Source organism: Vibrio sp. F13 (genome assembly GCF_020806305.2).
GTDB lineage: Bacteria > Pseudomonadota > Gammaproteobacteria > Enterobacterales > Vibrionaceae > Vibrio > Vibrio crassostreae_C.
On record NZ_CP170175.1, the window covers coordinates 2,442,436 to 2,466,099 of the forward strand.

At 44.7% G+C, this 23,664-nt stretch carries 19 protein-coding genes; 12 read left to right on the forward strand and 7 right to left on the reverse strand.

What is annotated here, in order from left to right; all coding sequences use genetic code 11:
* Together ebgA and ebgR are read right to left on the reverse strand one after the other, a co-directional pair.
* Entirely contained in the window at positions 1-3,117 is a 3,117-nt protein-coding gene (gene ebgA / locus LMH68_RS11350; protein WP_229647665.1) for a beta-galactosidase subunit alpha, read from the reverse strand.
* Positions 3,118-3,441: 324 nt separating this feature from the next.
* Positions 3,442-4,425 carry a transcriptional regulator EbgR gene (gene ebgR / locus LMH68_RS11355; protein WP_017069515.1) on the reverse strand — a complete coding sequence of 328 codons (984 nt, stop codon included), beginning with the start codon at positions 4,423-4,425 and terminating at the stop codon, positions 3,442-3,444.
* Positions 4,426-4,818: 393 nt separating this feature from the next.
* On the opposite strand from ebgR, the gene galE reads away from it, so the two are divergent.
* The 4 genes from galE to galM all read left to right on the forward strand — a co-directional run bounded on the left by galE (position 4,819) and on the right by galM (position 9,655).
* Positions 4,819-5,829, forward strand: a complete 1,011-nt coding sequence (gene galE, locus LMH68_RS11360) for a UDP-glucose 4-epimerase GalE (protein WP_229647666.1) — start codon at positions 4,819-4,821, stop codon at positions 5,827-5,829.
* 227 nt (positions 5,830-6,056) lie between these two features.
* On the forward strand, positions 6,057-7,112 hold the full coding sequence (locus LMH68_RS11365; RefSeq protein ID WP_229647667.1) for a UDP-glucose--hexose-1-phosphate uridylyltransferase: 1,056 nt from the start codon (positions 6,057-6,059) through the stop codon (positions 7,110-7,112).
* A 191-nt stretch (positions 7,113-7,303) separates the two neighbouring features.
* Positions 7,304-8,464 carry a galactokinase gene (galK, locus tag LMH68_RS11370; RefSeq protein WP_229647668.1) on the forward strand — a complete coding sequence of 387 codons (1,161 nt, stop codon included), beginning with the start codon at positions 7,304-7,306 and terminating at the stop codon, positions 8,462-8,464.
* 111 nt (positions 8,465-8,575) lie between these two features.
* Positions 8,576-9,655: a galactose-1-epimerase gene (gene galM, locus LMH68_RS11375; RefSeq protein WP_017063325.1), complete on the forward strand. Its 1,080-nt coding sequence runs from the start codon at positions 8,576-8,578 to the stop codon at positions 9,653-9,655.
* Between the two features lie 219 nt (positions 9,656-9,874).
* On the opposite strand, the gene LMH68_RS11380 is transcribed toward galM, so the two are convergent.
* Entirely contained in the window at positions 9,875-10,873 is a 999-nt protein-coding gene (locus LMH68_RS11380; protein ID WP_017066816.1) for a substrate-binding domain-containing protein, read from the reverse strand.
* Between the two features lie 197 nt (positions 10,874-11,070).
* Between LMH68_RS11380 and LMH68_RS11385 the strand changes: the two genes are divergently transcribed.
* A complete protein-coding gene (locus LMH68_RS11385) occupies positions 11,071-11,403 on the forward strand; it encodes a tRNA-binding protein (protein WP_017060796.1) in 333 nt (110 codons plus the stop codon).
* Between the two features lie 46 nt (positions 11,404-11,449).
* Here LMH68_RS11385 and LMH68_RS11390 read toward each other — a convergent pair whose 3' ends face one another.
* Positions 11,450-12,004: a gamma-glutamylcyclotransferase family protein gene (locus tag LMH68_RS11390; protein ID WP_017060795.1), complete on the reverse strand. Its 555-nt coding sequence runs from the start codon at positions 12,002-12,004 to the stop codon at positions 11,450-11,452.
* A 288-nt stretch (positions 12,005-12,292) separates the two neighbouring features.
* Here LMH68_RS11390 and LMH68_RS11395 point away from each other — a divergent pair, with 288 nt between their 5' ends.
* Positions 12,293-13,477 carry an NnrS family protein gene (locus tag LMH68_RS11395; RefSeq protein ID WP_229647669.1) on the forward strand — a complete coding sequence of 395 codons (1,185 nt, stop codon included), beginning with the start codon at positions 12,293-12,295 and terminating at the stop codon, positions 13,475-13,477.
* A 67-nt stretch (positions 13,478-13,544) separates the two neighbouring features.
* On the opposite strand, the gene LMH68_RS11400 is transcribed toward LMH68_RS11395, so the two are convergent.
* On the reverse strand, positions 13,545-14,552 hold the full coding sequence (locus LMH68_RS11400) for an adenosine deaminase (protein WP_229647670.1): 1,008 nt from the start codon (positions 14,550-14,552) through the stop codon (positions 13,545-13,547).
* A gap of 355 nt (positions 14,553-14,907) precedes the next feature.
* Here LMH68_RS11400 and LMH68_RS11405 point away from each other — a divergent pair, with 355 nt between their 5' ends.
* Positions 14,908-15,222, forward strand: coding sequence for a DUF3622 domain-containing protein (locus tag LMH68_RS11405; protein WP_010436335.1), 315 nt, complete (start codon positions 14,908-14,910; stop codon positions 15,220-15,222).
* 173 nt (positions 15,223-15,395) lie between these two features.
* On the opposite strand, the gene LMH68_RS11410 is transcribed toward LMH68_RS11405, so the two are convergent.
* Entirely contained in the window at positions 15,396-16,442 is a 1,047-nt protein-coding gene (locus tag LMH68_RS11410) for a succinylglutamate desuccinylase/aspartoacylase family protein (RefSeq protein ID WP_010436338.1), read from the reverse strand.
* A 271-nt stretch (positions 16,443-16,713) separates the two neighbouring features.
* Between LMH68_RS11410 and LMH68_RS11415 the strand changes: the two genes are divergently transcribed.
* On the forward strand, positions 16,714-17,253 hold the full coding sequence (locus tag LMH68_RS11415) for a DUF3332 family protein (RefSeq protein WP_048605541.1): 540 nt from the start codon (positions 16,714-16,716) through the stop codon (positions 17,251-17,253).
* Between the two features lie 138 nt (positions 17,254-17,391).
* On the opposite strand, the gene LMH68_RS11420 is transcribed toward LMH68_RS11415, so the two are convergent.
* A complete protein-coding gene (locus tag LMH68_RS11420) occupies positions 17,392-18,864 on the reverse strand; it encodes an aminoacyl-histidine dipeptidase (RefSeq protein ID WP_229647671.1) in 1,473 nt (490 codons plus the stop codon).
* A gap of 1,065 nt (positions 18,865-19,929) precedes the next feature.
* Between LMH68_RS11420 and LMH68_RS11425 the strand changes: the two genes are divergently transcribed.
* The 4 genes from LMH68_RS11425 (at position 19,930) to crl (ending at position 23,644) form a co-directional block, all read left to right on the forward strand.
* Complete coding sequence (locus LMH68_RS11425; protein WP_017060789.1) at positions 19,930-21,219, forward strand: NCS2 family permease; 1,290 nt, start codon at positions 19,930-19,932, stop codon at positions 21,217-21,219.
* A gap of 84 nt (positions 21,220-21,303) precedes the next feature.
* The gene (gene tet(34) / locus LMH68_RS11430; protein WP_009847475.1) at positions 21,304-21,768 is read left to right on the forward strand and encodes an oxytetracycline resistance phosphoribosyltransferase domain-containing protein Tet(34); all 465 of its coding nucleotides are present in this window, start codon (positions 21,304-21,306) and stop codon (positions 21,766-21,768) included.
* A gap of 88 nt (positions 21,769-21,856) precedes the next feature.
* Positions 21,857-23,110 carry an esterase FrsA gene (frsA, locus tag LMH68_RS11435; RefSeq protein WP_017060788.1) on the forward strand — a complete coding sequence of 418 codons (1,254 nt, stop codon included), beginning with the start codon at positions 21,857-21,859 and terminating at the stop codon, positions 23,108-23,110.
* A gap of 144 nt (positions 23,111-23,254) precedes the next feature.
* Entirely contained in the window at positions 23,255-23,644 is a 390-nt protein-coding gene (crl, locus tag LMH68_RS11440) for a sigma factor-binding protein Crl (protein ID WP_108019906.1), read from the forward strand.
* Positions 23,645-23,664 lie beyond the last annotated feature (20 nt).

Consider the following 23,664-nt stretch of genomic DNA (forward strand, 5'->3'; position numbering starts at 1 on the left):
TTATGCCTCGTTCAGTTGTGGTTGAGCTTTTGGTGCATTCACCGTAAAAAACTCATCGCCAAAGTTGTGATTGATTAGGTGCTGCGCATCGCAATCGCCTGCTTGGAATGGAATCAGAGTTAAACCGTAGCGGAACTCGTCCATGTAAACGCGGTAAGAATCGAGCACTTCGCTGCCCCAAGAGTTAGAGCCTAAGCCCATCACTTGGTGATCTAGGTTTAACGTGATGTAACCGCTTTTCTCTAGCTCAATGGTGTGTTGTGCTTGGTGCAGGTTTTGGTTGGTGTAGAACCATGCGCTGAAGTTGATTTCTTGCTGTGATTTTACTGCAATACCATTACCCGCGCGGCTTGAAAGCGCAGCCCAACGAACGTGTTGGCGGTTGCCGTTGTTCTGTGGGAACGGGTAGTTCTCGAACATGTCTGCAACGGTTGATTGGTACACATCAATCATGTTGGCTTGCTTGCTGTCTTGGTAGTTCTCTTCAGGGCCGCGTCCGTAATATTGGACTTGGTCGAAGTCGCCGTTGATGCCCATATCAAAACCAATCACAGGAATTACATGAGGGTACTCACCGTAACGTTCGCCGCTTAGCTCAACGTTCAATTGGCCTTCAGCATTAACTTGGTAGCGATATTCACAACGCATGCCGAAATCGAATACTGGTGGAGCAATGATGCTGGTGGTGGTGATCTCTACCTTGCCATTTACCTGTTCAACGTTAACGCATTCAAGGTCAATGCTACGGAAGTGCTCCTGCATAATTTGCAAGTGTGCAGGCTCCCAGTAACCATCGTGCTCTTGTTTATGGTTATCGATCATTGGCTTGAAGAAGTTGATTCGTGGTTCTGACTTAATCATCTCTTCGCCATTGACCAACCATGACGTCAGCTTGCCGTTCACTTTCGAGAAGTTCAGTGCGAAGTTGTGGCCTTTGATTAGGTAAGCTAAACGAGACTCTTCCACATTCAGTGCTGTCGCATTGTTGTTAGTGAAGGCTTCTAGCTGTGCTGTGTTCTCTTTCACTTGGAATTGATACACCGCGATGTCGTGGTTCGCTTCGCTGTAAGGCGTACGAGAATCCTTGCGCACGGTAAAGTTCACAAACACTTCGCGCTCATCAAGTTGTGGCAAGTTAAGTGTCAGTTCACGGCTCGAGTTTTCTGCCAGTTCTTCAATCTTGATGTGTTGCACAGCAATGGTTTCACCTTCAGCACGGATTTCCGCAGTGATGGTGTAGTCATCGATGTTTGAGAACCAAAGTTTGTTGTCTACCGTGAAGGTGCCCGTTTGTGCATCGAAATCGCGAAGCTTCACTGGGGCAATCACTTGCTTGTACTCTTTCAAGCCAGGGCCTGGCGTTTGGTCTGGGTAGATCAAACCGTCCATGCAGAAGTTGTAGTTGTTCGGGTAGTCACCGTAGTCACCGCCGTATTTGTAGAACTCTGTGCCTGCTTCATCACGCGCTAGAATGCCGTGGTCACACCATTCCCAAACATAGTGACCTTGAATTGCGTCATGCTTGTAGAACACGTTTTGGTATTCAGTTAAACCACCCGGGCCGTTACCCATTGCGTGTGCGTATTCGCAGATGATGCGTGGTTTTTCGTGTGGGAATTCACCGAAGGCATTCATCAGTTGAGCACGTGAGTACATGGTTGAAATGATGTCGACTACTTCAGCATCACGGTCTTCTTCATAATGAACCAGACGCGTGTCATCAATTGCTTTTGCTGCATCGTACATAGAGCGGATGTTGCAACCGTAACCAGACTCGTTACCTAGCGACCACATGATGATAGAAGGGTGGTTCTTCTGAGCGTGGATATGACGTTCGATACGTTCAACAAACACCGCTTCCCATGCGGCATCGTTAGTGATGCGGCTTAGGTCGCCAACGTTAGCAAAGCCGTGAGTTTCGACATCGGTTTCGCCCATAACGAATAGGCCATAAATATCACACAGTTCGTAGAAGCGTGGGTCGTTCGGGTAGTGCGCCGTGCGTACTGAGTTGATGTTGTGCTGCTTCATCAACACTAAGTCTTTCTCTACGCGATCCATGCCAACCGCACGACCTTTTAGGTGGTCGTTGTCGTGACGGTTTACACCGTGCAGCATCACGTATTTGTTGTTGATGTAGAACAGACCATCGCGAACTTTAATGTCGCGGAAACCAACGCGCTGTGGAATCACTTCCAACACCTTGCCGTCACCATCTTTCAGCGTAAGCAGCAGTTGGTATAGGTAAGGGTTCTCAGCGTTCCATTGGACAGGGTTAACCACATCAATAGAGAATTGAGTACTCGTATTGCCATCGACACTTAAGCTATCTACAGAGCCTTGCGAGATAACTTGGCTGCCATCGAGCAATGCGTACTCAAGGGTTGCGTTTGCCGCTGCTGCTAGGTTTTCTAGTTCCACTTTGCATAACAGGGTCGCGCTTTGGTAAGCGTCGTCGAAGTCAGTGCGAACGGTAACGTCTTGAACGTGCAGTTGTTCTTTACCTACTAGGTAAACGTCACGGAAGATACCGCCCGTCCACCACATGTCTTGGTCTTCAATGTAGGTAGAGTCGGCCCACTGCATCACTCGAATAGAAAGTAGGTTGTTGCCTGCTTTTACCTGGCTAGAGATATCGAACTCAGCGGTTAGGCGGCTGCCTTTGCTGAAGCCCACGTACTCGCCGTTTACGTAAACTTCGAAGTAAGTTTCAACGCCATCAAATTTGATGATGGTTTGTTTCTCGTCCCAGCTTTCGCCAAGGAAGAAAGAGCGTTGGTATGCGCCGGTTGGGTTGTCTGATGGTACGAAAGGCACATCTATTGGGAATGGGAAACCTTCATCTGTGTATTGAAGATCGCCGTGGCCTTCCATTTGCCACATGTTTGGAACCGTGATGTTTCCCCAGTCGCTCATTTCCTGAGAATAGAACTCTTCAGGAACCAATAGCGGATTGGTGAAATAGCTGAAATTCCATTGGCCACTCAATAGTTGGAAGTGGCTGCTCAGTTCACGCTGAAACGTTTTTGCATTTTTTTCTGATGCGTACGAGAAGAAGTATGCACGCGGTGCCATACGGTTCTCATGTAAGTTCAGGAAGTTTTCCCAGTTGTTCACGTTGCCTCTCTCTCGGTCTGAATGCAGTTTGCTGACCGACGTTCTTATGCGTAATTGGGTCGTAGTGAATACGAGTATTTTTGGACTGAGGTAATTATTAGTAAAAGTTTTACTAAATGAAATTGGTGAAAACGTTTTACTTTAACTTCATCACGTTTTTTATGGTCTTTTTACGGTGCTGTGTGATCCACTTAAAAGAATGCTATTGGCTGATTTATGTAGCAGATTAAAGAGGGGGATACGTGGAGATTGATGTATGTGACGGGCACAAAAAAGGCCACCTTCAACAAAGGTAGCCTTTATTTATCTACTTGATATATTTAATTATTTTGTTGTATCGCGCAGCTTGAGTTTGCTTGGTACATAGACACGTAGTGGGATGGTTCGGCCGTCGCGTACTTTTTCAATCAGCAGGTTAACGCCTTGAATTCCCATCAGTTCAGAGTGAATACGAACCGTTGATAAAGATGGGAAGGTAAATTTAGCTGTTGGGATGTCGTTTACACTGATCAGCGCAATATCTTCAGGGATGTTTAATCCGTGCTCATGAACTGCTCGTAAAACGCCAATTGCGATGGAATCTGACGCAATAAACATGGCTTTAGGGTAGTCGCCCGTCGCGAGCATCTGTTTTGCAAGCTTGTAACCTGATGAGCTAGAGAAGTCACCACGGTAGATGTCTTGCTCACTGACAACGTTCTTGAGGCCACCATATTCAGCAAAAGCGACTTCACGAATATCAGGGGTATTGACGTCGTCTTGGCCACCAATAAAGCCGATGCGCTCATAGCCTTGGTTGATAAAGAAGTTGGTGATCTCTTTGCTGATCAAAGCCAGGTCGATATCGACAGAGTCATAAGGTTCTGAGTGATCGGTAAAATCGACATAACAGATATTATCGCTCAGCTTTTTAGCTTGCTCGATAACCTCTGGTGTCATTCTACCCACCAACAAAACACCTGTGATTGGTGCTGAATTGATCTGTATTTTACTTTCATAACAGTTGGTTAGCTTAACTTCCATCTTTTCACATTGGGTTTCAATCCCGTGGCGAATCGATAGATAGTAAGGGTCGTTAACTTCCGCTTCTTGCTTGTAGTTATACAGTGCTAGGAAGTGATGGTTTTGTTTTTTACTGCTAACGGTTTTTCGTGAGCTGCTGGTTTTGTATTCCAACTTCTCTGCAATTTCAAAGATACGCCTTTTGGTCTCTTCCTTGACGCTTAATGTTGGATCTTCATTGAGAACCCTTGAAACTGTAGCCAATGATACATTCGCTTCAGTCGCGATATCTTTTAACGTTGCCATACTCACTTCCTGTTATTGGAACATTGCGCTGCTTTGAAATTGGTATTTAGTAAAAAAGCAATGCACCTCTTTATTCTACAGACCTATTGTAATCAAACTGGACGTCATTGCATTAACTTTTAGTAAAATAAATGCTCAACTCCTCTATGATGTCTCAAATCTAACTATCTATAATTATCTTATTAAAATTCAATGAATTAGATGTGTTTGTTTATAGGTTCTCCCTATGTCACGTTCAGTAACAATGATATGAGTTAGTGTAAACGTTTACACTTCGTGGTTTTGATCACAGAATTATAGTCAAAATGGCTGCTACTATTTCTGGCATACGGTGCTACTGAGCTGAATGTCAGTTCGAGTTAGTCCAAGAATGACGACAAAGAGAGGTTGATTGTGAAAGTACTGGTTACGGGCGGCATGGGTTATATCGGAAGTCATACATGTATTCAAATGATACAGGCGGGTATGGAGCCAATCATTGTTGATAACCTTTGCAACAGCAAAGAGCTAGTACTGGAGCGAATCGAATCATTGACCGGTAAGCGACCAACTTTTTATCTTGGCGACATTCGTGATCAATCTTTTCTAGATAGCGTGTTTTCAGAAAACGATATCCAAGCCGTGATTCACTTTGCTGGCCTGAAAGCGGTTGGGGAGTCGGTGTCTAAACCTTTGGAGTACTACGATAACAACGTCAATGGATCATTGGTGTTAGCTCGCAGCATGAAGAAAGCGGGTGTGAAGAGCATTGTATTTAGCTCTTCGGCTACCGTTTACGGTGATCCAGAAGTGGTGCCAATTACTGAAAGCTCTCCAACGGGTGCAACAACTAATCCTTATGGTCGCAGTAAGTACATGGTCGAAGAATGTTTGAGTGATTTGTTCAACGCCGAAAACGACTGGAGCGTGACGTTACTGCGCTACTTTAACCCAGTTGGCGCACATCCATCGGGCACTATGGGTGAAGACCCACAAGGTATCCCAAACAATCTGATGCCGTTTATTGCTCAAGTAGCGGTAGGTCGTCGCGACAAATTGGCTGTTTTTGGAAACGATTACCCAACAGTCGATGGCACAGGCGTTCGCGACTATATTCATGTTATGGATTTAGCGGACGGACACGTAGCCGCATTGAAAGCGGTTGGCGAGAAGGCGGGTTTACACATTTACAACCTAGGCACGGGCAAAGGCTCAAGCGTACTCGAGATGGTTGAAGCCTTCGCACAAGCATCGGGCAAACCGGTTCCTTATGAACTTTGCCCACGCCGCGCAGGTGACATTGCCGAATGTTGGGCAAGTACTGAAAAAGCAGAGCGCGAGCTTGGCTGGAAGGCGACGCGTAGCGTGATGGAGATGACGGCGGATACATGGAATTGGCAGTCGAATAACCCACAAGGTTACTAAAGAACTTTTAAGCTATTGAAAAAAGAGAGATTCCAGATATCTCGTACCTCGATTCTGGAATGACGGATGAGCATAAGGATATGAAGCGATAGCCGTTGTATCACTAGCACATGAGATTACACGTCATTCCCTACAGCGAGGCACGAGCGTGATAGGGAATCTCCTTGTAGAAGAATTATTCATCTTGGTGAATTGACCAAGACACAAAATTTGAGAGCAATCTAAACATGTCAAAAGTTGAATTTAACCCAGTAGACCACCCGCATCGTCGTTATAACCCATTAACGGGTCAGTGGATCTTAGTATCACCGCACCGAGCAAAACGTCCTTGGAGTGGCCAAGATGAAAAACCATCGACCGCGCAGCTTCCTGCGTACGAGAAAGAGTGTTTCTTGTGCCCAACCAATACGCGTATCTCGGGCGACGAAAACCCAGATTACGACGGCACTTACGTATTCAGTAATGATTTCGCGGCCTTGATGCCCGATTCGCCTGACGCTCCAGAGTCTGAAAACCCTCTATTCAAGACTCAAGGTGTTCGCGGGTTGAGCCGCGTGATCTGTTTTTCTCCGGACCACAGCAAAACGCTGCCAGAGTTACCAGTAAACAAGATTCGCGGTGTTATCGACACATGGAATGAACAGATTGAAGAGCTAGGTAAAGACTACCTATGGGTTCAAGCGTTTGAAAACAAAGGCGAGACCATGGGCTGTTCTCAGCCACACCCACACGGTCAGATCTGGGCAAACAGCTTTTTGCCCAACGAGATTGAACGCAAAGAGAAACTGTTAAAAGAGTACTTTGAACAACAAGGTTCGAATCTTTTAGTGGATTACGTTGAATCTGAAATGAAAGACGGTTCTCGCACTGTGGTTGAAACTGAACATTGGATCGCTGTGGTGCCTTATTGGGCGGCGTGGCCATTTGAAACCATGTTGCTACCAAAAACACACATTCGCCGTATGAGCGAACTGACTGACGAGCAGCGTGATGATTTAGCGCTTGCGATTAAGAAGCTGACCAGTCGTTACGACAACTTGTTCCAGTGTTCATTCCCTTACTCAATGGGCTGGCACTATGCACCGTTCTTCGAAGAAGGCACCGACATCGATCACTGGCAACTGCATGCGTTGTTCTACCCGCCACTGTTACGCAGTGCTTCGGTTCGTAAGTTCATGGTCGGCTACGAAATGCTGGCTGAGTCTCAGCGTGATTTAACTGCAGAACAAGCCGCGCAACGTCTGCGTGATTTGAGTGACGTTCACTATAAAGAGCAGGAATAGCCTACTTCGTAGATAACGAGCGAGATTCCTGATATCTCGTCCCTCGATTCTGGAATGACGGCAGGTGAAAGGCTGATGTTGTCATTCCCTACCGTGAGAGACGAATGAGATAGGGAATCTAAAAGAATTAAAGTGGTGCCGTGAAGGGGCCATAACCAATTGAACAAAGAGTTTAACCAGAGAGTTTACTTATGTCTGACCTAATCCAAAACGTGAAAGCATCTTTTGAGCAAGTCCTTGGTTACCAAGCGACTCATATTATCCAAGCACCAGGTCGTGTGAACCTGATCGGCGAGCACACTGACTACAACGATGGTTTTGTTCTACCGTGTGCCATTAACTACCAAACGGTAGTCGCCGCGGCTAAGCGTGACGACAACATTGTTCGCGTAGTATCAGTGGACTACGGTAATGCAGTCGATGAGTTCGATTTAACTCAAGAGATCACATTCCAACAAGACAAGATGTGGGCTAACTACATTCGTGGTGTGGTGAAGTGCTTAAAAGGTCGCGGCTTTGAATTTACAGGTACAGACATCTCTGTAACGGGCAACGTGCCTCAAGGTGCAGGTTTAAGTTCTTCTGCGGCGCTGGAAGTGGTGATTGGTCAAACATTCAAGGTGCTTTATAACCTAGAGATCAGCCAAGCTGAAGTGGCGCTAAATGGTCAGCAGGCCGAAAACGAATTTGTGGGCTGTAACTGCGGCATCATGGACCAAATGATCTCTGCAGAAGGTCGCGCAAACCACGCGATGCTTTTGGATTGTCGTAGCCTAGAGACTCAAGCGGTTTCAATGCCAGAAGATATGGCTGTGGTTATCATTAACTCAAACAAGAAACGCGGCTTAGTCGACAGCGAATACAACACACGTCGTGAACAGTGTGAAGAAGCGGCGCGCATCTTTGGTGTTCCGGCACTTCGTGATGTGACCATTGAGCAATTCAAAGCGAAAGAGTCTGAATTGGATGAAATGGTCGCGAAACGTGCTCGTCACGTGATTACTGAAAATGACCGTACTGTTGAAGCGGCTCAAGCTCTACGCACTCATGATATGAAGCGTATGGGCGAGTTGATGGCTGAATCGCATGCATCAATGCGTGATGATTTTGAAATCACGGTGAAAGAGATTGATGCGCTGGTTGATATGGTCAAAGAAGTGATCGGTGAACAAGGTGGCGTGCGTATGACTGGCGGTGGTTTCGGTGGTTGTATTGTGGCATTGGTTCCACCTGCATTGGTTGATGAAATCAAAACAACCGTTGAACAGAAATATCAAGCGGCGACGGGGCTAAAAGAATCTATTTATGTGTGCCAAGCGAAAGACGGAGCAGGCTTAGTTGAAGTAATCTAACAGCTTCGAGACTTAATATAGAGCTTACCAAGTAAAAAGATCATGGTAGGCCAAATGCTAAAGCCTTTACTTCAGGTAGAGGCTTTTTACTGGCACTAGAAGGAATTTAGAATGACACAAGAGCAAAACCTGCATCAATCCATGGCGCAGACTCCAGCCTATGATGGCCAACCCGCTCAGTTAGTGACGCTATCAAATACGCATGGGATTCAAGTGACATTCATGGATATTGGTGCAACATGGTTGAGCTGTATCCTGCCAGTAAAGGGAAACAAAAGAGAAGTGTTGTTGGGTGTTAACTCAATGGAGAACTTCGATAAACAAGCCAGCTATATGGGCACAACCGTAGGCCGTTATGCTAACCGCATTGCTAATGGTCGTTTCAAAATTGATGGTCAGAATTACAAGCTGGAAACCAACCAAGCGGGCAATACCTTACATGGTGGCCCGAACGGATTTGATAAACGCCGTTGGAATATTGCCGAGCAAACCGAAACGTCAGTGGTGTTCAGTCTAGAGTCTGCTGATGGCGACCAAGGATTCCCGGGGAATTTGAATGTGTCGGTACGTTATGACATCACCGAAGACAATCGAGTGTCCATTAATTACTCTGCAACCACAGACAAGCCGACTGTAGTCAACCTAACGAATCATGCGTACTTCAATCTACTTGGCGCTGAAGCTGGACACGATTGTTTGTCACACATTGTCAGTATCAATGCTAATCAGTTCTTACCGACCAATTCGGTGGGTATTCCGTTAGGTAACCTTAAATCAGTGAAATCGACCAGCTTTGACTTCAATCAGCCTATGATGATCTCAGAGCGTTTGTTGGGCGATGAACAGCAGAAAGCAGCAAAGGGTTACGACCACTCTTTCTTATTGGCTGATGGCTGCAAACGCACTCAATGCGCCGCGACCGTAACCTCACCGGATGCGCTCGTCACACTAAAAGTATTTTCAACCAAACCTGCGATGCAGCTATACACCGGAAACTGGCTTGGTGGCACACCAAACCGAAGTGGTGGCAGCTATGAAGACTACGCTGGTTTGGCGCTAGAAACCCAGTTCTTACCTGACTCTCCTAACCACCCAGAGTGGAAGCAGGACAGTTGTATTCTCAAGCCTGAACAAGAATATAACTACAGTACCTGTTACCAGTTTGAATTTTCGGGGGATTCTTCAAACTAGTACGCTCTAGCTCAAAGCGGTTACGTCAATATCTTTTGTTTGTGAATAGGACGATGTGAATTATCGCGTTGTTCTTGGGGGATGAGCAAAAGTGGTGCTCAACAAGAGTGCGGTTTATTAAGCGCAATTGTTGAGTATCTGAGTAAGGTAGGAAAGCCCTAACAGAAGCGATTCTGTTAGGGCTTTTTTTTGTTTATTGCTTGATGAGTCGACCAGAACCTAGACTTTCTCTACCGAATTACGGCGTACCAGAGTTGGAGAGAACATCATTGGTTCAGTTGAGGTGTTTTCACCTTTGGCTAAGTGCAACGCGAGTCGTGTCGCTTTCTCTGCCATCATCTGAATCGGGTAGCGAATAGTGGTGAGCTTTGGATGAACATAGCGGGCAATCAAACCATCATCGAAACCGATGATCGACATTTTGTCTGGCGCTTGAATACCGTTTTCATCAAGGACAGACAAAGCACCAGCTGCCATGTAATCGTTGTACGCCACAATGCCAGTGATTGGCAGTGACTTAGTCAGAAGGTTAGTCATGGCGTATTCGCCACCGTCACTGGTCGGCGCTGAGTATTCAATATAGCTGTCAGAGAGCGCTATTTTGTAATCTGAGAGTGCCGCTAAGTAACCTTGGATACGCTCATCGGCATCTTCAATGCTATGCGATGAGGCGATACAGGCAATGTTTTTATGGCCATGGCGGATCAGATATTCCGTCGCAAGATACGCACCTTTTTTGTTGTCTAAGAAAATACAGTGGTTGGCAATCTCAGCAATATAACGGTTGATCAGTACTAAGCCTTTGACCTCTTTTGCATAGGCAATCAGTTCTTCGTCGGTGAGGCCTTTAGAGTGGATCACCAGGGCGTCACAACGGCTGTTAATCAGCAATTCAATCGCTTGTCTCTCTTCTTCACGATCGTGCGAGCCATTACCGACAAGGATATGTTTTCCGTTCTCACGAGCGACATTGTCGACAGCCTTAACCAGCGTGCCAAAAAAGGGATCGGAGATGTCACCGACCAATACACCAACAGTGTTCGTGCTTTGGCTTACCAGCGCTCGAGCATTGGCATTCGGTCGATAGCCAAGTTTAGACATCGCTTTAGTTACAGACTCTACCGAGCTTGCACTCGCCTTGGGAGACTTGTTGATCACTCGAGATACGGTTGCAACAGAAACACCAGCTTCCTTTGCTACATCTTTAATTGTTGCCATTTTTAACCTCTATACATTGCTTCATCTATTTAACACCGACAATGATAGTAAGGCAACGAAACTCTCATTTTACTTCCAGTAATGAGATCTTTACCGCTTGTAATTATTAGGCTTAATGCTAGTGTAAACATTTACATTTTACTTAATTTTAGTAAATGATTTGATGAGTGAAAATAAACCAATATAGGAAGTGAGAAATGGATACTGTCTCTTATGGTGACTTTGCTAAGTTAGAAATGCGTGTGGGTAAGATCATTGAGGTTGTGCGTCATGAAAACGCCGACAAGCTTTACATAGTGCAAGTGGATGTTGGTGACAAGACACTGCAAACGGTGACCAGCCTAGTCCCTTACTACACAGAAGAAGAGTTGATGGGTAAGCAGGTTGTTGTTTTGTGCAATCTAGCGAAGGCGAAGATGAGAGGCCACACTTCTGAGTGCATGTTGCTTTGTGCAGAAACGGAAGATGAATCTGAAAGTGTATTGCTAACACCTGAACGTGCGATGCCAGCAGGTATTCGTGTCGTTTAAGCTCACTTTAGGTTGGTGAGTCAATGTGTTCACCAACCTAAATCAACTAGCTGCGTACAGTTAGTATCAAGCCATCAATCACACTGTGATGGTGATCGGAAACCCCAGCAAGGTTGCCGTATTTAGGCTGGTGGCGATCATTTTCTAATGGGTGATGCCAACCTTGTGTGTGTTTAACGAAGTGCGCCGCAAAGCTTTCAGACACCTCTAAACATCCTGCTAATACAGTATCGACGTAGGTTTGAACGATAGGGCTGTTTTCGCAAGGTGCTTCAATCTCGTCTTTGATGTAAACCCAGATCGGTTGATCCTGTTTGAATTCATCTTGGCTTTCTATCTGAGAGGCCTTTAATTCGATACGGTGATAACCACGCTCACGGCGATCAAACTCAGCCAGTGCAATATCATCCACCTCAAGCAACACACCATTCACTTGTCCTTCGCCGAGATTGACGATCAAAGGGGATAAGACATAGCTGTCATCGATCTTGCTCCAATGGCGAATCAAGCCATGAACAATCGCAGGGATCGCTTGCCCTGTCTGACCGGTAAGCTGACGTGAAGATGAGTTGATTAAACTGCCATAACCAAAAATATACATCGCATTCCTTGTCTGAGTTGTTCCATTTAAGTCTAGTCTTACTATATGTGGCGAGATACCAAAAGTCAGTAAGTTTCTATTTATACATGTATATGTCTTTATGACTCTTTTGGTTGTGTTTTTTTGACTTATTTATTGGCTATTGAATCTCGTGAGTCGCTGTTTTTACTGGTTTTATCTAATTGGCGCGTTTCATGCATTGTGATCTGCATATTGCATCGGATTTGATGCACACAAAATTTGGTTTAGGTAATACCTTGGCCGCTTATCTGAGAATTAGGAGCGAGTTTGTTAAATATCACAGATAAAAGTGTAGAAGACGCGATTCCAGCCTACCTGCGTTTAGGCTTTCGACCTTTCTTCTTTTTAGGCAGTCTCTATGCAGTGATCGCGATTGTCGCTTGGGTCATCATGTTCCAAAACGGTCAGCCTGAGATTTTAAAAGTTCCCGCACTGTGGTGGCACGTGCATGAGATGCTGTTTGGTTTCTCAATGGCGATAGTGGTCGGTTTTGTGCTCACTGCCGTGCAAACCTGGACGGGTGTCAATGGAACCAAGCACTATCGGTTGGCAATTCTTGTGGGCTTTTGGCTCGCACCTCGTATTCTGTTTTGGACCCCCGCTCCGTTATGGCTGATCTCGTCGGTTGAGGCGCTGTTCTTAATCTTCGCCGCCTACGAAATTGGTTTCCGAGTCGTGAAGTCGAAAGGCTGGAAGAATCTATTCTTTGTGCCACTGTTTATATTGGCTATCGTGGCGAACTTTGCTAGTTACGCGACCATTAAGGGGATGCCTCCATTCCCATCGTCTGCAGTTTGGCAGTCTATGTTGTGGTGGTTTACCTTGCTGTTATCAGTGATGGGTGGGCGAGTGATCCCATTCTTCACAGCGCGTCGTTTTGATTTCGAAAAAGCGCAGCCCTTGGTTTGGTTGGAATGGTTAGCCAATCTACCTTTGGTTGGCTTATTTGTGTTGAGCTTCTTCCCATTGACCTTTGCTCAAGTCGGCAATGAGTTGATGGTATTTGCAGGTGTGACACAGTTGGTGCGCTTTATCCGCTGGAAGCCTTGGACAACACTATCAGAACCCTTGGTGTGGTCGCTGCATGCGGCTTACCTATGTATCCCTCTCAGCTTGCTGTTACGCGGTTTGCTAGATAACCCGTTCGCGAGCCATAACATGCTGCACCTGTTTGCGATTGGCGGTTTGAGTGGGTTAATTCTGGCGATGATCACGCGCGTGACAATGGGACATACTGGCCGTGCTATCTATAAAGGGCCAAGTATGGCTTTGGCGTTCTCGGCTATATTTATCGCGGCACTCGTTCGTAGTTTAGGTGTGACATTCTTCCCGGCGTATTTATTTGAGATGGTCAATATCAGCGCGGGTTTATGGACGTTAGCGTTCGGTCTATTTATCTGGAAATTTGGGATGATGCTGTTAACGCCAAGAGTGGATGGTCACCCGGGCTAAGCCAATTAGTTATCTATTGATATAGATAGGGAAGCTCAGAGCTTCCCTTTTTGATCTTGATAACTCATTAAGTACTCGCAGCAAGGTATTGGCGTACCTGTGTGATGAGATCTTCCTTGGCGTGAGGCGAGATAAAACTGGCTTCGATGGCATTAATACTGAACTGCGCCAATTCGTTTTTGGTCACTGGGTGAGCATTGGCGACGGCGAGGAAGTTATCATTCATATAGCCGCCGAAGTAAGCCGGATCATCGGAATTGATGGTGACGCACAGCCCTTTTCTCAGCAACTCGACGATGTTGTGCTCTTGCATGGTCTCAAACACCTTGAGCTTGGTATTCGACAGCGGGCAGACGGTCAGTGGTGTACGTTTTGCTATTAGCTGTTCCATCAACTCTTCATCTTCTACACAGCGAACGCCATGATCAATTCGGGTAATGCCTAGCAAGCTCAGTGCGTCGCTAATATTTTGTGCTGGGCCTTCTTCTCCGGCGTGCGCGACAGTCAGAAAGCCTTGGTTGATCGCTTCTTGGAATACATGTTTAAACTTCTCTGGTGGATTGCCCTGTTCTGATGAATCTAACCCAACGGCAATGATCTTATCTTTATAAGGAAGGGCTTGTTTGAGTGTTTCAAAAGCGCTGTCTTCATCGAGATGACGCAGAAAGCACATGATCAGTTGGCTGCTGATGCCAAGTTCTTGCTCTGCTTGATTCAAAGCTCGAGTGATCCCACCGACTATGACTTCAAAGGCAATGCCGCGTTCAGTGTGAGTCTGAGGGTCGAAGAATATTTCGGTATGAACCACATTATCTTGCTGGCACTTCAGTAGATAAGCCCATGTCAGGTCGTAGAAGTCTTGTTCATGAATGAGTACGTTAGCGCCTTGGTAATAGATATCGAGAAAGGACTGAAGATTGTGAAATTGGTACGCGTCCCTTACTTGGTCTGGGTTTTCAAAGGGAATTGAAATGTTATTACGCTTGGCGAGTTTGAACATCAGTTCTGGTTCTAACGAACCTTCAATATGTAAGTGCAGTTCAACTTTAGGTAAATTTTTGATAAAGCTATCCATAGCAACCCCTTCGCTATTGTAATTATGGGCGGAGTAGGTGAGGTGTTTCGATGGTGAGATCCGAGTCTATAGGCTATCTCTTTCATTTATCTCTATTTGAGCATAGTTCATTTGCTCGTTATCGAGAAAGTGCCCCGTAAATTGGAAGCTATTTTGGAGTTATGAACGAATTGAAATGACTCGCAAACGATTTACCGCACTAGAGTGTGATCCGCTGCAAATATTTGCAGCAATATGTGTTGATTTGTGCTCTAATACCGCGCTTACCAAGGGATGGTGTTAAAAGATACCCACTTAGATGGAGTTATCAAAGTTGACCGATCCCGTAATGATCTCCCTTAGGAAAAAATAGAACATGTCTAAGAACAAAAAATTTGATATCCGCCTTACAGAAAAACGCAACGGTTGGTGTGCAGAGATTACTCGTCAAGTAACATCTCGCAGTACTACAGTATCTAAGCGTGAGTCTGGTTTCGAAACTGAAGCTCTAGCACAAGAGTGGGCAGAGAAAGAACTAGCATCTTTCATCGCAAACCAAGCAGAACGTAACGAGCGTAAATCAGAGCAGCGTAAAGAGCGTGACGAACTACGTCACACTAAAGAGCTTAAAGCTGAGCAAGCTCGTGAAGCACGCGCTAAAGCTCGTGCAGAAGAGGAAGACGCTGAGTAATTCGGTGCACGATTAACTTATAGGTCCCTTAATTTTAAGATAAGGGACTTATAAAAAAAGCCCCAATATAGGTGACTATATTGGGGCTTTTTCGTTTGTGGAGTTCGTTTCTATTTTGCCTAAGAGCGACGGTTTTTATTTATCGCTTTTAACGTCGCTCTATCAAGCTTTAATCAGTTGTTCAGTGTGGTTAGCCAATCGTCTTCTGCTACTTCTTCAATGTAGCTTTCTACTGATTGGCCTACTTCTTCATCGTCTTGTTTGAAGTAAGCAATGTGGAATACTGCATCACCTTCGTTGACAAGAGGCAGCGTTTGCTGGCCAATCACAATACCACCTTTGGTTGTGATCACTTGGCCTTCTTCGTGGCCCAAAGGAGAGCTGATGTAAGCTAGAGTTTGCCCAGCCTCAACTTGCTCACCAAGTCTTACCATATTACGCAAGATGCCGTCTGATTCAGCGCGGATCCAGCTGGTGGATTTGCTCAATACTGGCTCTGGCAACTTCTTACGGTTAGGGCGCAACATGCCTATTTCTTTCATCACTTGATGAACGCCTAGATAGCCTGCACGAATCGCTAAAGGATCAAAACGCAGCGCTTCACCACCTTCATAAGTCAGTACCGGGATGCCCAGTTTTTCAGCTTCGCTACGCAGTGAACCATCACGCAAAGGTGAATCAATGATTACTGGCGTTGCGAACGCTTTCGCAATTCGTAATGTTTCTGGATTTGATAGGTTTGCACGAATCTGTGGCAGGTTAGTACGGTGAATAGCACCTGTATGTAGATCCAAAATGTAATCACAGTGCTTCGCTACGTTTTCGAAGAAGGTGTAAGCGATGCGTGATGTCAATGAGCCTTTCTCACTACCTGGGAAGCAACGGTTTAGGTCGCGACGGTCTGGTAAGTAACGAGATTTATGAATGAAGCCAAATACGTTTACGATCGGCACAACAATTAATGTACCTTTCAGTTTATTAGGTTCTATTGCGTTAGTTAACTGTCGTGCAATCTCAACACCGTTTAGCTCATCACCGTGAATAGCAGCGTTTACCATTAGTGTTGGGCCTGCTTGGCGACCGTGGATGATCTCAATCGGGATCGAAAGTGGAGAGTGCGTGTAAAGCTGAGCTGCCTGTAGTTCAATCTCTTTTCGTTGTCCTGGCTGAACAGTATAACCAAGTAATTCGAATGGTTGATTAGGTTTTAGTCTTGCCATTTAGGTTGTTCTCAACATGGTGATAATTCGTTAACACGGAATGTAGCAATCGTTGATTTTTAGTACGAATCAATCGCTTTACGGTGACGACAAAAGTTTTTTATGAAGGGACTTCTGAATTGGTTTCAGTTTTTTATCTGGCTAATTGAAGGGTGTTTAAAATTTTGAATTTTCTGACAATACATTAACTTAGAGCTGATATTTGTCATTCAGTTCGTTGGTATTATCCACCGCCATTTTTTGGCGGCCAAATTCAAATATTGAGATCAAAATGAAAAAAACAATTTCAAAAGTTGTAGCACTAGCGGTGGTATCTGTTGCTTTATCTGGCTGTGTTGGTAGCAACGCAGTAACGGGTTACCTAATGAAGTTCAACATCAAGGCTGTTGATAACCGTTACGCTCGTGGTGGTTTGAACATGCTACTTGCACCTGCATACGGTCTAACAGTTGCTGCCGATTACCTAGTATTCAACTCACTAGAGTTCTGGACTGGTAGCAACCCACTAACAGGTGCTCCGCACATCTTTGATACTAAGACTGATACTTACCTAGACATCAACCACCAACTTGATCCGTCTCTAACGGAAGCGCCAGTGGGTCCTATCACGAGTGCAGATGTGATCGAAAAAGGTCAAATGCAGCAGATTGATGAAAACACGATCCAAATGGACATTACTTACCAGTCTGGTGAGCGTGCGACGTTAATCGGTGTTCGTGATGGCGAGATGGTGACGTACTTCATCGATGGCGAAGTTGTGGCACAAACTTCAATTGATGAGCTAGAAAGCTACGCGGCTTCACGCGCTTAATTGTTTATTTAGTCACAAGTAGTAGCTACAAAGATTAGATACAAAAACAGGTACTCATTGAGTACCTGTTTTATTTTGTCTCAGATAAACGGTGTTTACTGTAAAACACCATTTACTGAACAAACATAGCTTATCGAATTAAGCTTTTTCTGGGATCGCTTCAAGCAATGCAACCATTTGGTTCCAGAATAGCTCAACGGTGTCGATCTTCACTTTCTCATCAGGAGAGTGCGGAAACTTGATGGTTGGGCCGAAAGAAACCATATCCATGTTCGGGTAAGGTTCTTTGAATAGACCACACTCAAGACCAGCATGGATAACCATGATGTTTGGCTTGTGACCGTAGATACCTTCGTACATGTCACGGAAGATATGCATGATTTCTGAATCTGCGTCTGGTTTCCAACCTGGGTAAGCACCAGAGAACGCGATGTTAGCGCCTGCTAGTTCAGCAACAGAGTGAAGCATGCTTTCTACTTGGCTACGACCTGAATCGATAAGAGAGCGGATCAGGCAAAGTACTGTGATTGAGTTCTCTTCTGTTGTGATAACACCTACGTTTAGAGACGTTTCCACAACACCTTCAATCTCGTCACTCATACGAATCACGCCGTTTGGACATGCGTTAAGTGCCGCGATAAAGCGAGCTTGGTCAGCTGCTGCAAGAGCGCCCATTTCAACCGAAGCTTCTTCGTTGAAAGTAACAATGCTGTCTTCTACTTTACCTAGCTCAGTTGAAAGAAGCTCTGTGTAGTAGTTGTATAGAGAAGCCAGTTTCTCTTGGTTTGCAGCAGGTACTGCAACCGTTACGAAACCTTCACGAGGGATCGCATTACGTAGGCTACCGCCTTTGAATTCGACGATGCGTAGGTCTAGCTCTTTCGCGTGACCCGCTAGGAAGCGAGCAAGCAGTTTGTTTGCGTTTGCACGGCCTGTGTGGATATCACAACCAGAGTGACCGCCTTTAAGGCCTTTCAACGTTAGCTTGCGTGTTACGAAATCAGCAGGAATTGCATTACGTGCAACTTCAAATGTCATTGCGCCGTCGATACCGCCAGCACAACCCATGTACACTTCGCCTTCTTGCTCTGAATCGGTGTTAAGAAGGATATCGCCTTCTAACCAACCCGCTTCAAGACCGAAAGCACCAGTCATGCCTGCTTCTTCATCTACTGTTAGTAGAACTTCGATAGGGCCGTGCTGGATTTCGTTTGAAGCAAGAACCGCTAGGCAAGAAGCCATGCCCATGCCGTTATCAGCGCCAAGCGTTGTCCCTTTTGCTGTAACCCACTCACCATCGATGTATGGTTGGATTGGATCTTTAGCGAAGTCATGAACGGTGTCTTCGTTCTTTTGTGGAACCATATCGATGTGAGCTTGTAGCACCACACCTTTTTTGTTTTCCATACCCGGCGTTGCTGGCTTCTTGATGAATACGTTGCCCGTTGGGTCACGACGTACATCTAGGCCTTGCTCTGTTGCCCAAGCAATAATGTATTGAGCAAGCTCTTGTTCATGCTTTGAAGGGTGTGGGATTGAGCAAATCTTATCGAAGAACTGCCAAATAGGGGCAGGGGATAATTTACTGATCTCAGAATGGAATTCAGACACGGATGACTCCTTTTTTATTTGATAACCATATATTTAGGGTTTTTATAGGTGAAAACTTAGAACAAAAATCTAAAATATGGGTCTGTTTTGATGGCAACAGCATACCACTAGAGTGTTTTGACGAGTAGCGGTTCTAAACCTCAAATAGCTCAAATTTTGAAAGCGATCTTGTCCATCTGATCATGATTAAGCGCTTTGATGCTTATAAATGACACGGGCAAACGTTTGTTTAATTCTTTTTTGTAATTTAATTACAAAAATAAGTTTGCAAAATAACCATAAGTAGCCAAAAAGTGTGACGTATAGCAAAAAATACTTGTAATCTTTTTTCTTTGGGGTATATTAATAACCAACTTCTGAGACGAAGAGTAAATGCTCAAAGGATGAGTCCGTTTTATCGCCTCCAAGGAACCGAGAAATCAAATTTGTTTTTTATTGATTTATTAAGGTGATAGTTATGAAAGGTTTACCATCTGCAATGTTCTGGCTTAACAGCTCTGTTTACACTAGCAACTTTGCATACCCTACAAGCTTTGGTTACTAATACCGTAAGCATGTAACTCGAACAGTTTTGTTCACCCCTATATATTGGAATTCTTTTACAGCCCTTTTGGTTGACAGATTCTACCGCCACTCAGTTTTGAGTGGCGTTTTTTTTGCCTGCTACTTTTCCAAACCGCTTTCGCTTGTCACTTTCCTTGCTGTTCTGCGTGGTTGTTTTTTAAACGCCGAAATATCAATTTGCGCCTTATTACTGATCCTGTTGAAAAATACATAACTATTGTGAGTTTGAATTCAGAATTTACTGGCTAGATTATCAATGAAAATAACCGATGGTAGAAAAAACAACCAACTAGTTTTAGTGAGTCTATTGTTGTTAATTGTTTGTTTTTAATGGTTATTTATCGATGATATCTTCATTTTTAATCGCTTTGTTTCATACGGCATTCTGATAAATATCGATTAGAGCCTTAATTCTATCTGGAATTTGTTATTTGATAACTTTATAATCCACAGCCAATCGATTACGCAACCGTTTACTTTTTACCCTTATAGGATTCGATAATGTTCGAAAAGCTATTCAAACTCAGTGAAAATGGCACCAATGTGCGCACTGAAATCATCGCAGGTCTAACAACCTTCCTAACAATGGCTTACATCATTTTTGTAAACCCAATGATTCTAGCTGATGCTGGTATGGACCATGGCGCTGTATTTGTAGCAACCTGTTTAGCGGCTGCTATTGGCTGTTTCATCATGGGCTTTGTTGCTAACTACCCAATTGCTCAAGCTCCAGGCATGGGTTTGAACGCATTCTTTACCTACGCTGTTGTAATGGGTATGGGTTATACGTGGCAAGTTGCTCTGGCAGCGGTTTTCGTATCAGGCGTAATCTTCATCTTCTTAAGCATCTTTAAGATCCGTGAATGGATTATCAACTCGATCCCTATGTCTCTGCGTGTTGGTATCTCTGCAGGTATCGGTCTTTTCCTAGCGTTTATTGCGCTTAGCAATGCAGGCATCGTTGTTTCTAACCCAGCAACTAAAGTTTCACTGGGCGACATTACCGCGATTGCTCCTATCCTAGGCTCACTTGGTTTCTTCCTAACGATTGCTCTTGTTCACCGTGGCGTGAAAGGGGCAGTAATGATTGCGATTCTAGCTATCACAGCTCTTGGCATTGTTATTGGTGACGTTCAATACGGCGGCATCATGTCTACACCACCAAGCCTTGCTCCTACATTCATGCAGCTTGATTTCTCTGCTGTATTTGAAATCGGTATGATTTCAGTGGTATTCGCGTTCTTGTTCGTCGATTTGTTCGATACAGCGGGTACTCTGGTTGGTGTTGCAACGAAAGCAAACCTAATCAAAGAAGACGGCAAACTACCTCGCTTGAACAAAGCACTGCTTGCTGACTCTACAGCAACATCTATTGGTGCACTGCTAGGTACATCAAATACTACTTCTTATGTTGAGAGTGTTGCGGGTGTTGCTGAAGGCGGCCGTACCGGTCTAACGGCTGTTGTTGTTGGTATCTTATTCCTACTGGCTCTTTTCTTCTCGCCACTTGCAGGTATGATTCCGGCTTACGCAACATCAGGTGCACTTTTCTATGTAGCAATTCTGATGATGTCTGGCCTAGTTGGCATTGATTGGCGTGATCTTACGGAAGCAGCACCAGTCGTGGTAACATGTCTGCTTATGCCGCTGACGTACTCTATCGCTGAGGGTATCTCACTAGGTTTCATCGCTTACGCTGCAATTAAGCTGCTAAGTGGTAAAGGTCGCGACGTTTCACCTGCTGTGTGGGTAATGTCGGCTATCTTTATTCTTAAATACATTTTCGCTTAATCGTCTAGATTTCTGCTTAATCGCTGAAGAGGCTATGTTTGAAATAGCCTCTAATAACATGACAAAATTATTAGGTTTTATACTATGAGCAACAAATTCGTTATCACTTGGGACAACATGCAGACTTACTGCCGTCAACTTGCTGAAAAGCAAATGCCAGCAGAGCAGTGGAAAGGCATCTGGGCAGTAAGCCGTGGTGGTTTGGTTCCTGGTGCAATCTTGGCTCGTGAGCTAGGTATTCGTCACGTAGATACGATTTGTATTTCTAGCTACGACCACGATCACCAACGTGATATGACAGTAGTTAAAGCACCTGAAGGTGACGGCGAAGGCTTCCTAATCGTTGAAGACTTGGTTGATAGTGGTGACACTGCACGTAAGCTTCGCGAAATGTACCCTAAAGCGAAACTGATCGCTGTATGTGCAAAACCATCTGGCGCTGATTTGCTAGACGAGTACATTGTTGATATCGCTCAAGACACATGGATTGAGCAACCTTGGGATACTAGCCTAAGCTACGTAGAGCCAGTAAATCGCAAGTCAAAATAAGCGTAAACTTAGTTTTTTGAGAAATGACCCTTTATAGGGTCATTTTTTTTATATTATTAGTGACAACCATTTTTTATTAAGTATCCCAATGTCTGAACCAGAAGAAACGAGCTCGAACCTTTCGGAAACTTTGTTTGTAAAGCACAAGCAAGCGAAAGAGACCTCAATGTTGACACAATACATGCCAAGCTCTGAAGCGCTATTGGATGAGAAACGTGAACAGCAAAACTCATCATGGTATCGAAACCTAAGACGTCTTCAGTGGGTATGGCAAGGCGTTAATCCAATAGAGCAGGAAGCGGTATTGGCTCGCATCGCGTCATCAGATAACTCTCGTACAACCGATGAGTGGCTTGATACGGTCATGGGTTACCGAAGTGGTAACTGGGCATACGAATGGACCAAGCTGGGTATGCAGCATCAAAATCGTTCTAATGAGAAGAATGGTGAAGAGATGGCTGAAGAGCTATTTTCCGCATCGTTGTGCTTCAGTATTGCGGGTTACCCACACCTCAAGAACGACAACTTGGCAGCTCAGGCTCAAGTGTTGGCCAACGCAGCGTATTCTGAAGCGATCAAGCACACTAAGTTGATCGTCAAGCAGATTGATATTCCATACCAAAACAAGAAGATCAAAGCGAACTTGCATCTAACCAAGACAGATAAACCACAACCGGTTGTGATTGTCAGCGCGGGTCTAGATAGCTTGCAAACCGATATGTGGCGCCTGTTTAGGGATTATTTAGCACCTAAGAACATTGCTATGTTAACGGTAGACATGCCATCAATAGGGCACAGTGCACATTGGCCGTTAACAGAAGACTCATCTTGTCTTCACCAAGCAGTGCTGAATGAATTGCCTAACATCCCATGGGTTGATCACCACAAAGTCGGCTTGTTTGGTTTCCGCTTCGGTGGCAATGCGATGGTGAGATTATCTTTCCTCGAGCAACATAAGATTAAAGCGTGTATTTCTTTAGGCGCGCCAATTCACGATATCTTTGTTCATGCAGACAAACTTAAGCAGATGCCTAAAATGCATCTAGATGTGTTGGCTTCGCGCCTTGGTAAAGGGGCGGTCGATATCAATAGCCTTTCTGGGCAGTTGATGGCGTGGTCACTCAAGGTACAAGGTTTGCTGTCAAACAGTAAAACCAGTGTTCCTATCTTGGCATTGGCTCTGGAAGGCGACCCGGTTTCACCGCCAATGGATAATCAACTGGTTGCTATTTACAGTGATTACGGAAAAGCGAAGAAAATCAAAGCTAAGTCAATTACACAAGGTTATGAGCAATCCCTCGAATTGGCGATAAAGTGGCTTGAGGATGAATTATTTAGATGACATTTCTCCAAAATTAGTTAAGCATGAAAAGTGTACAAACTAAGTACCTGATACTCAGAGATAATTTATAAAACCTAATTGCGTAGTTTTTACGTATAACAATCTGAGTAACGTCATTCTTAACATTGAAAATGGAGATTCAATATGTCAGAAGTGACACAACAACCTACGCATTACCGCTTGTTGAATGTTTTAAAGGCGATTGGGCCATACTTGAGGGAACCGCAATCAGAAGAAGGTCATTATATCTTTGATTGCTTGTCTGTATGTGTGAACGATAAAAAATCACCAGAAGAACGCGAGTTTTGGGGCTGGTGGCTGGAGTTGGACAAGTCGGGAGAGGGATATTCGGCGAAGTACAATATCGGTAAATACAACATCGATGGTAACTGGGATTCTTTGCCGTTACCTAAAAAGGCGGTCGCTGAGGTCTCTCGAACTCAAGAAGCCTTCCACAAAAAACTGGTTGATGAACTTCAAAGTAAGTTTGAAATCAGTATCCAATTAGACGAAGAGTCTGTCGAATTCGTCTAATTTTAAAGGTTACTCTTCTA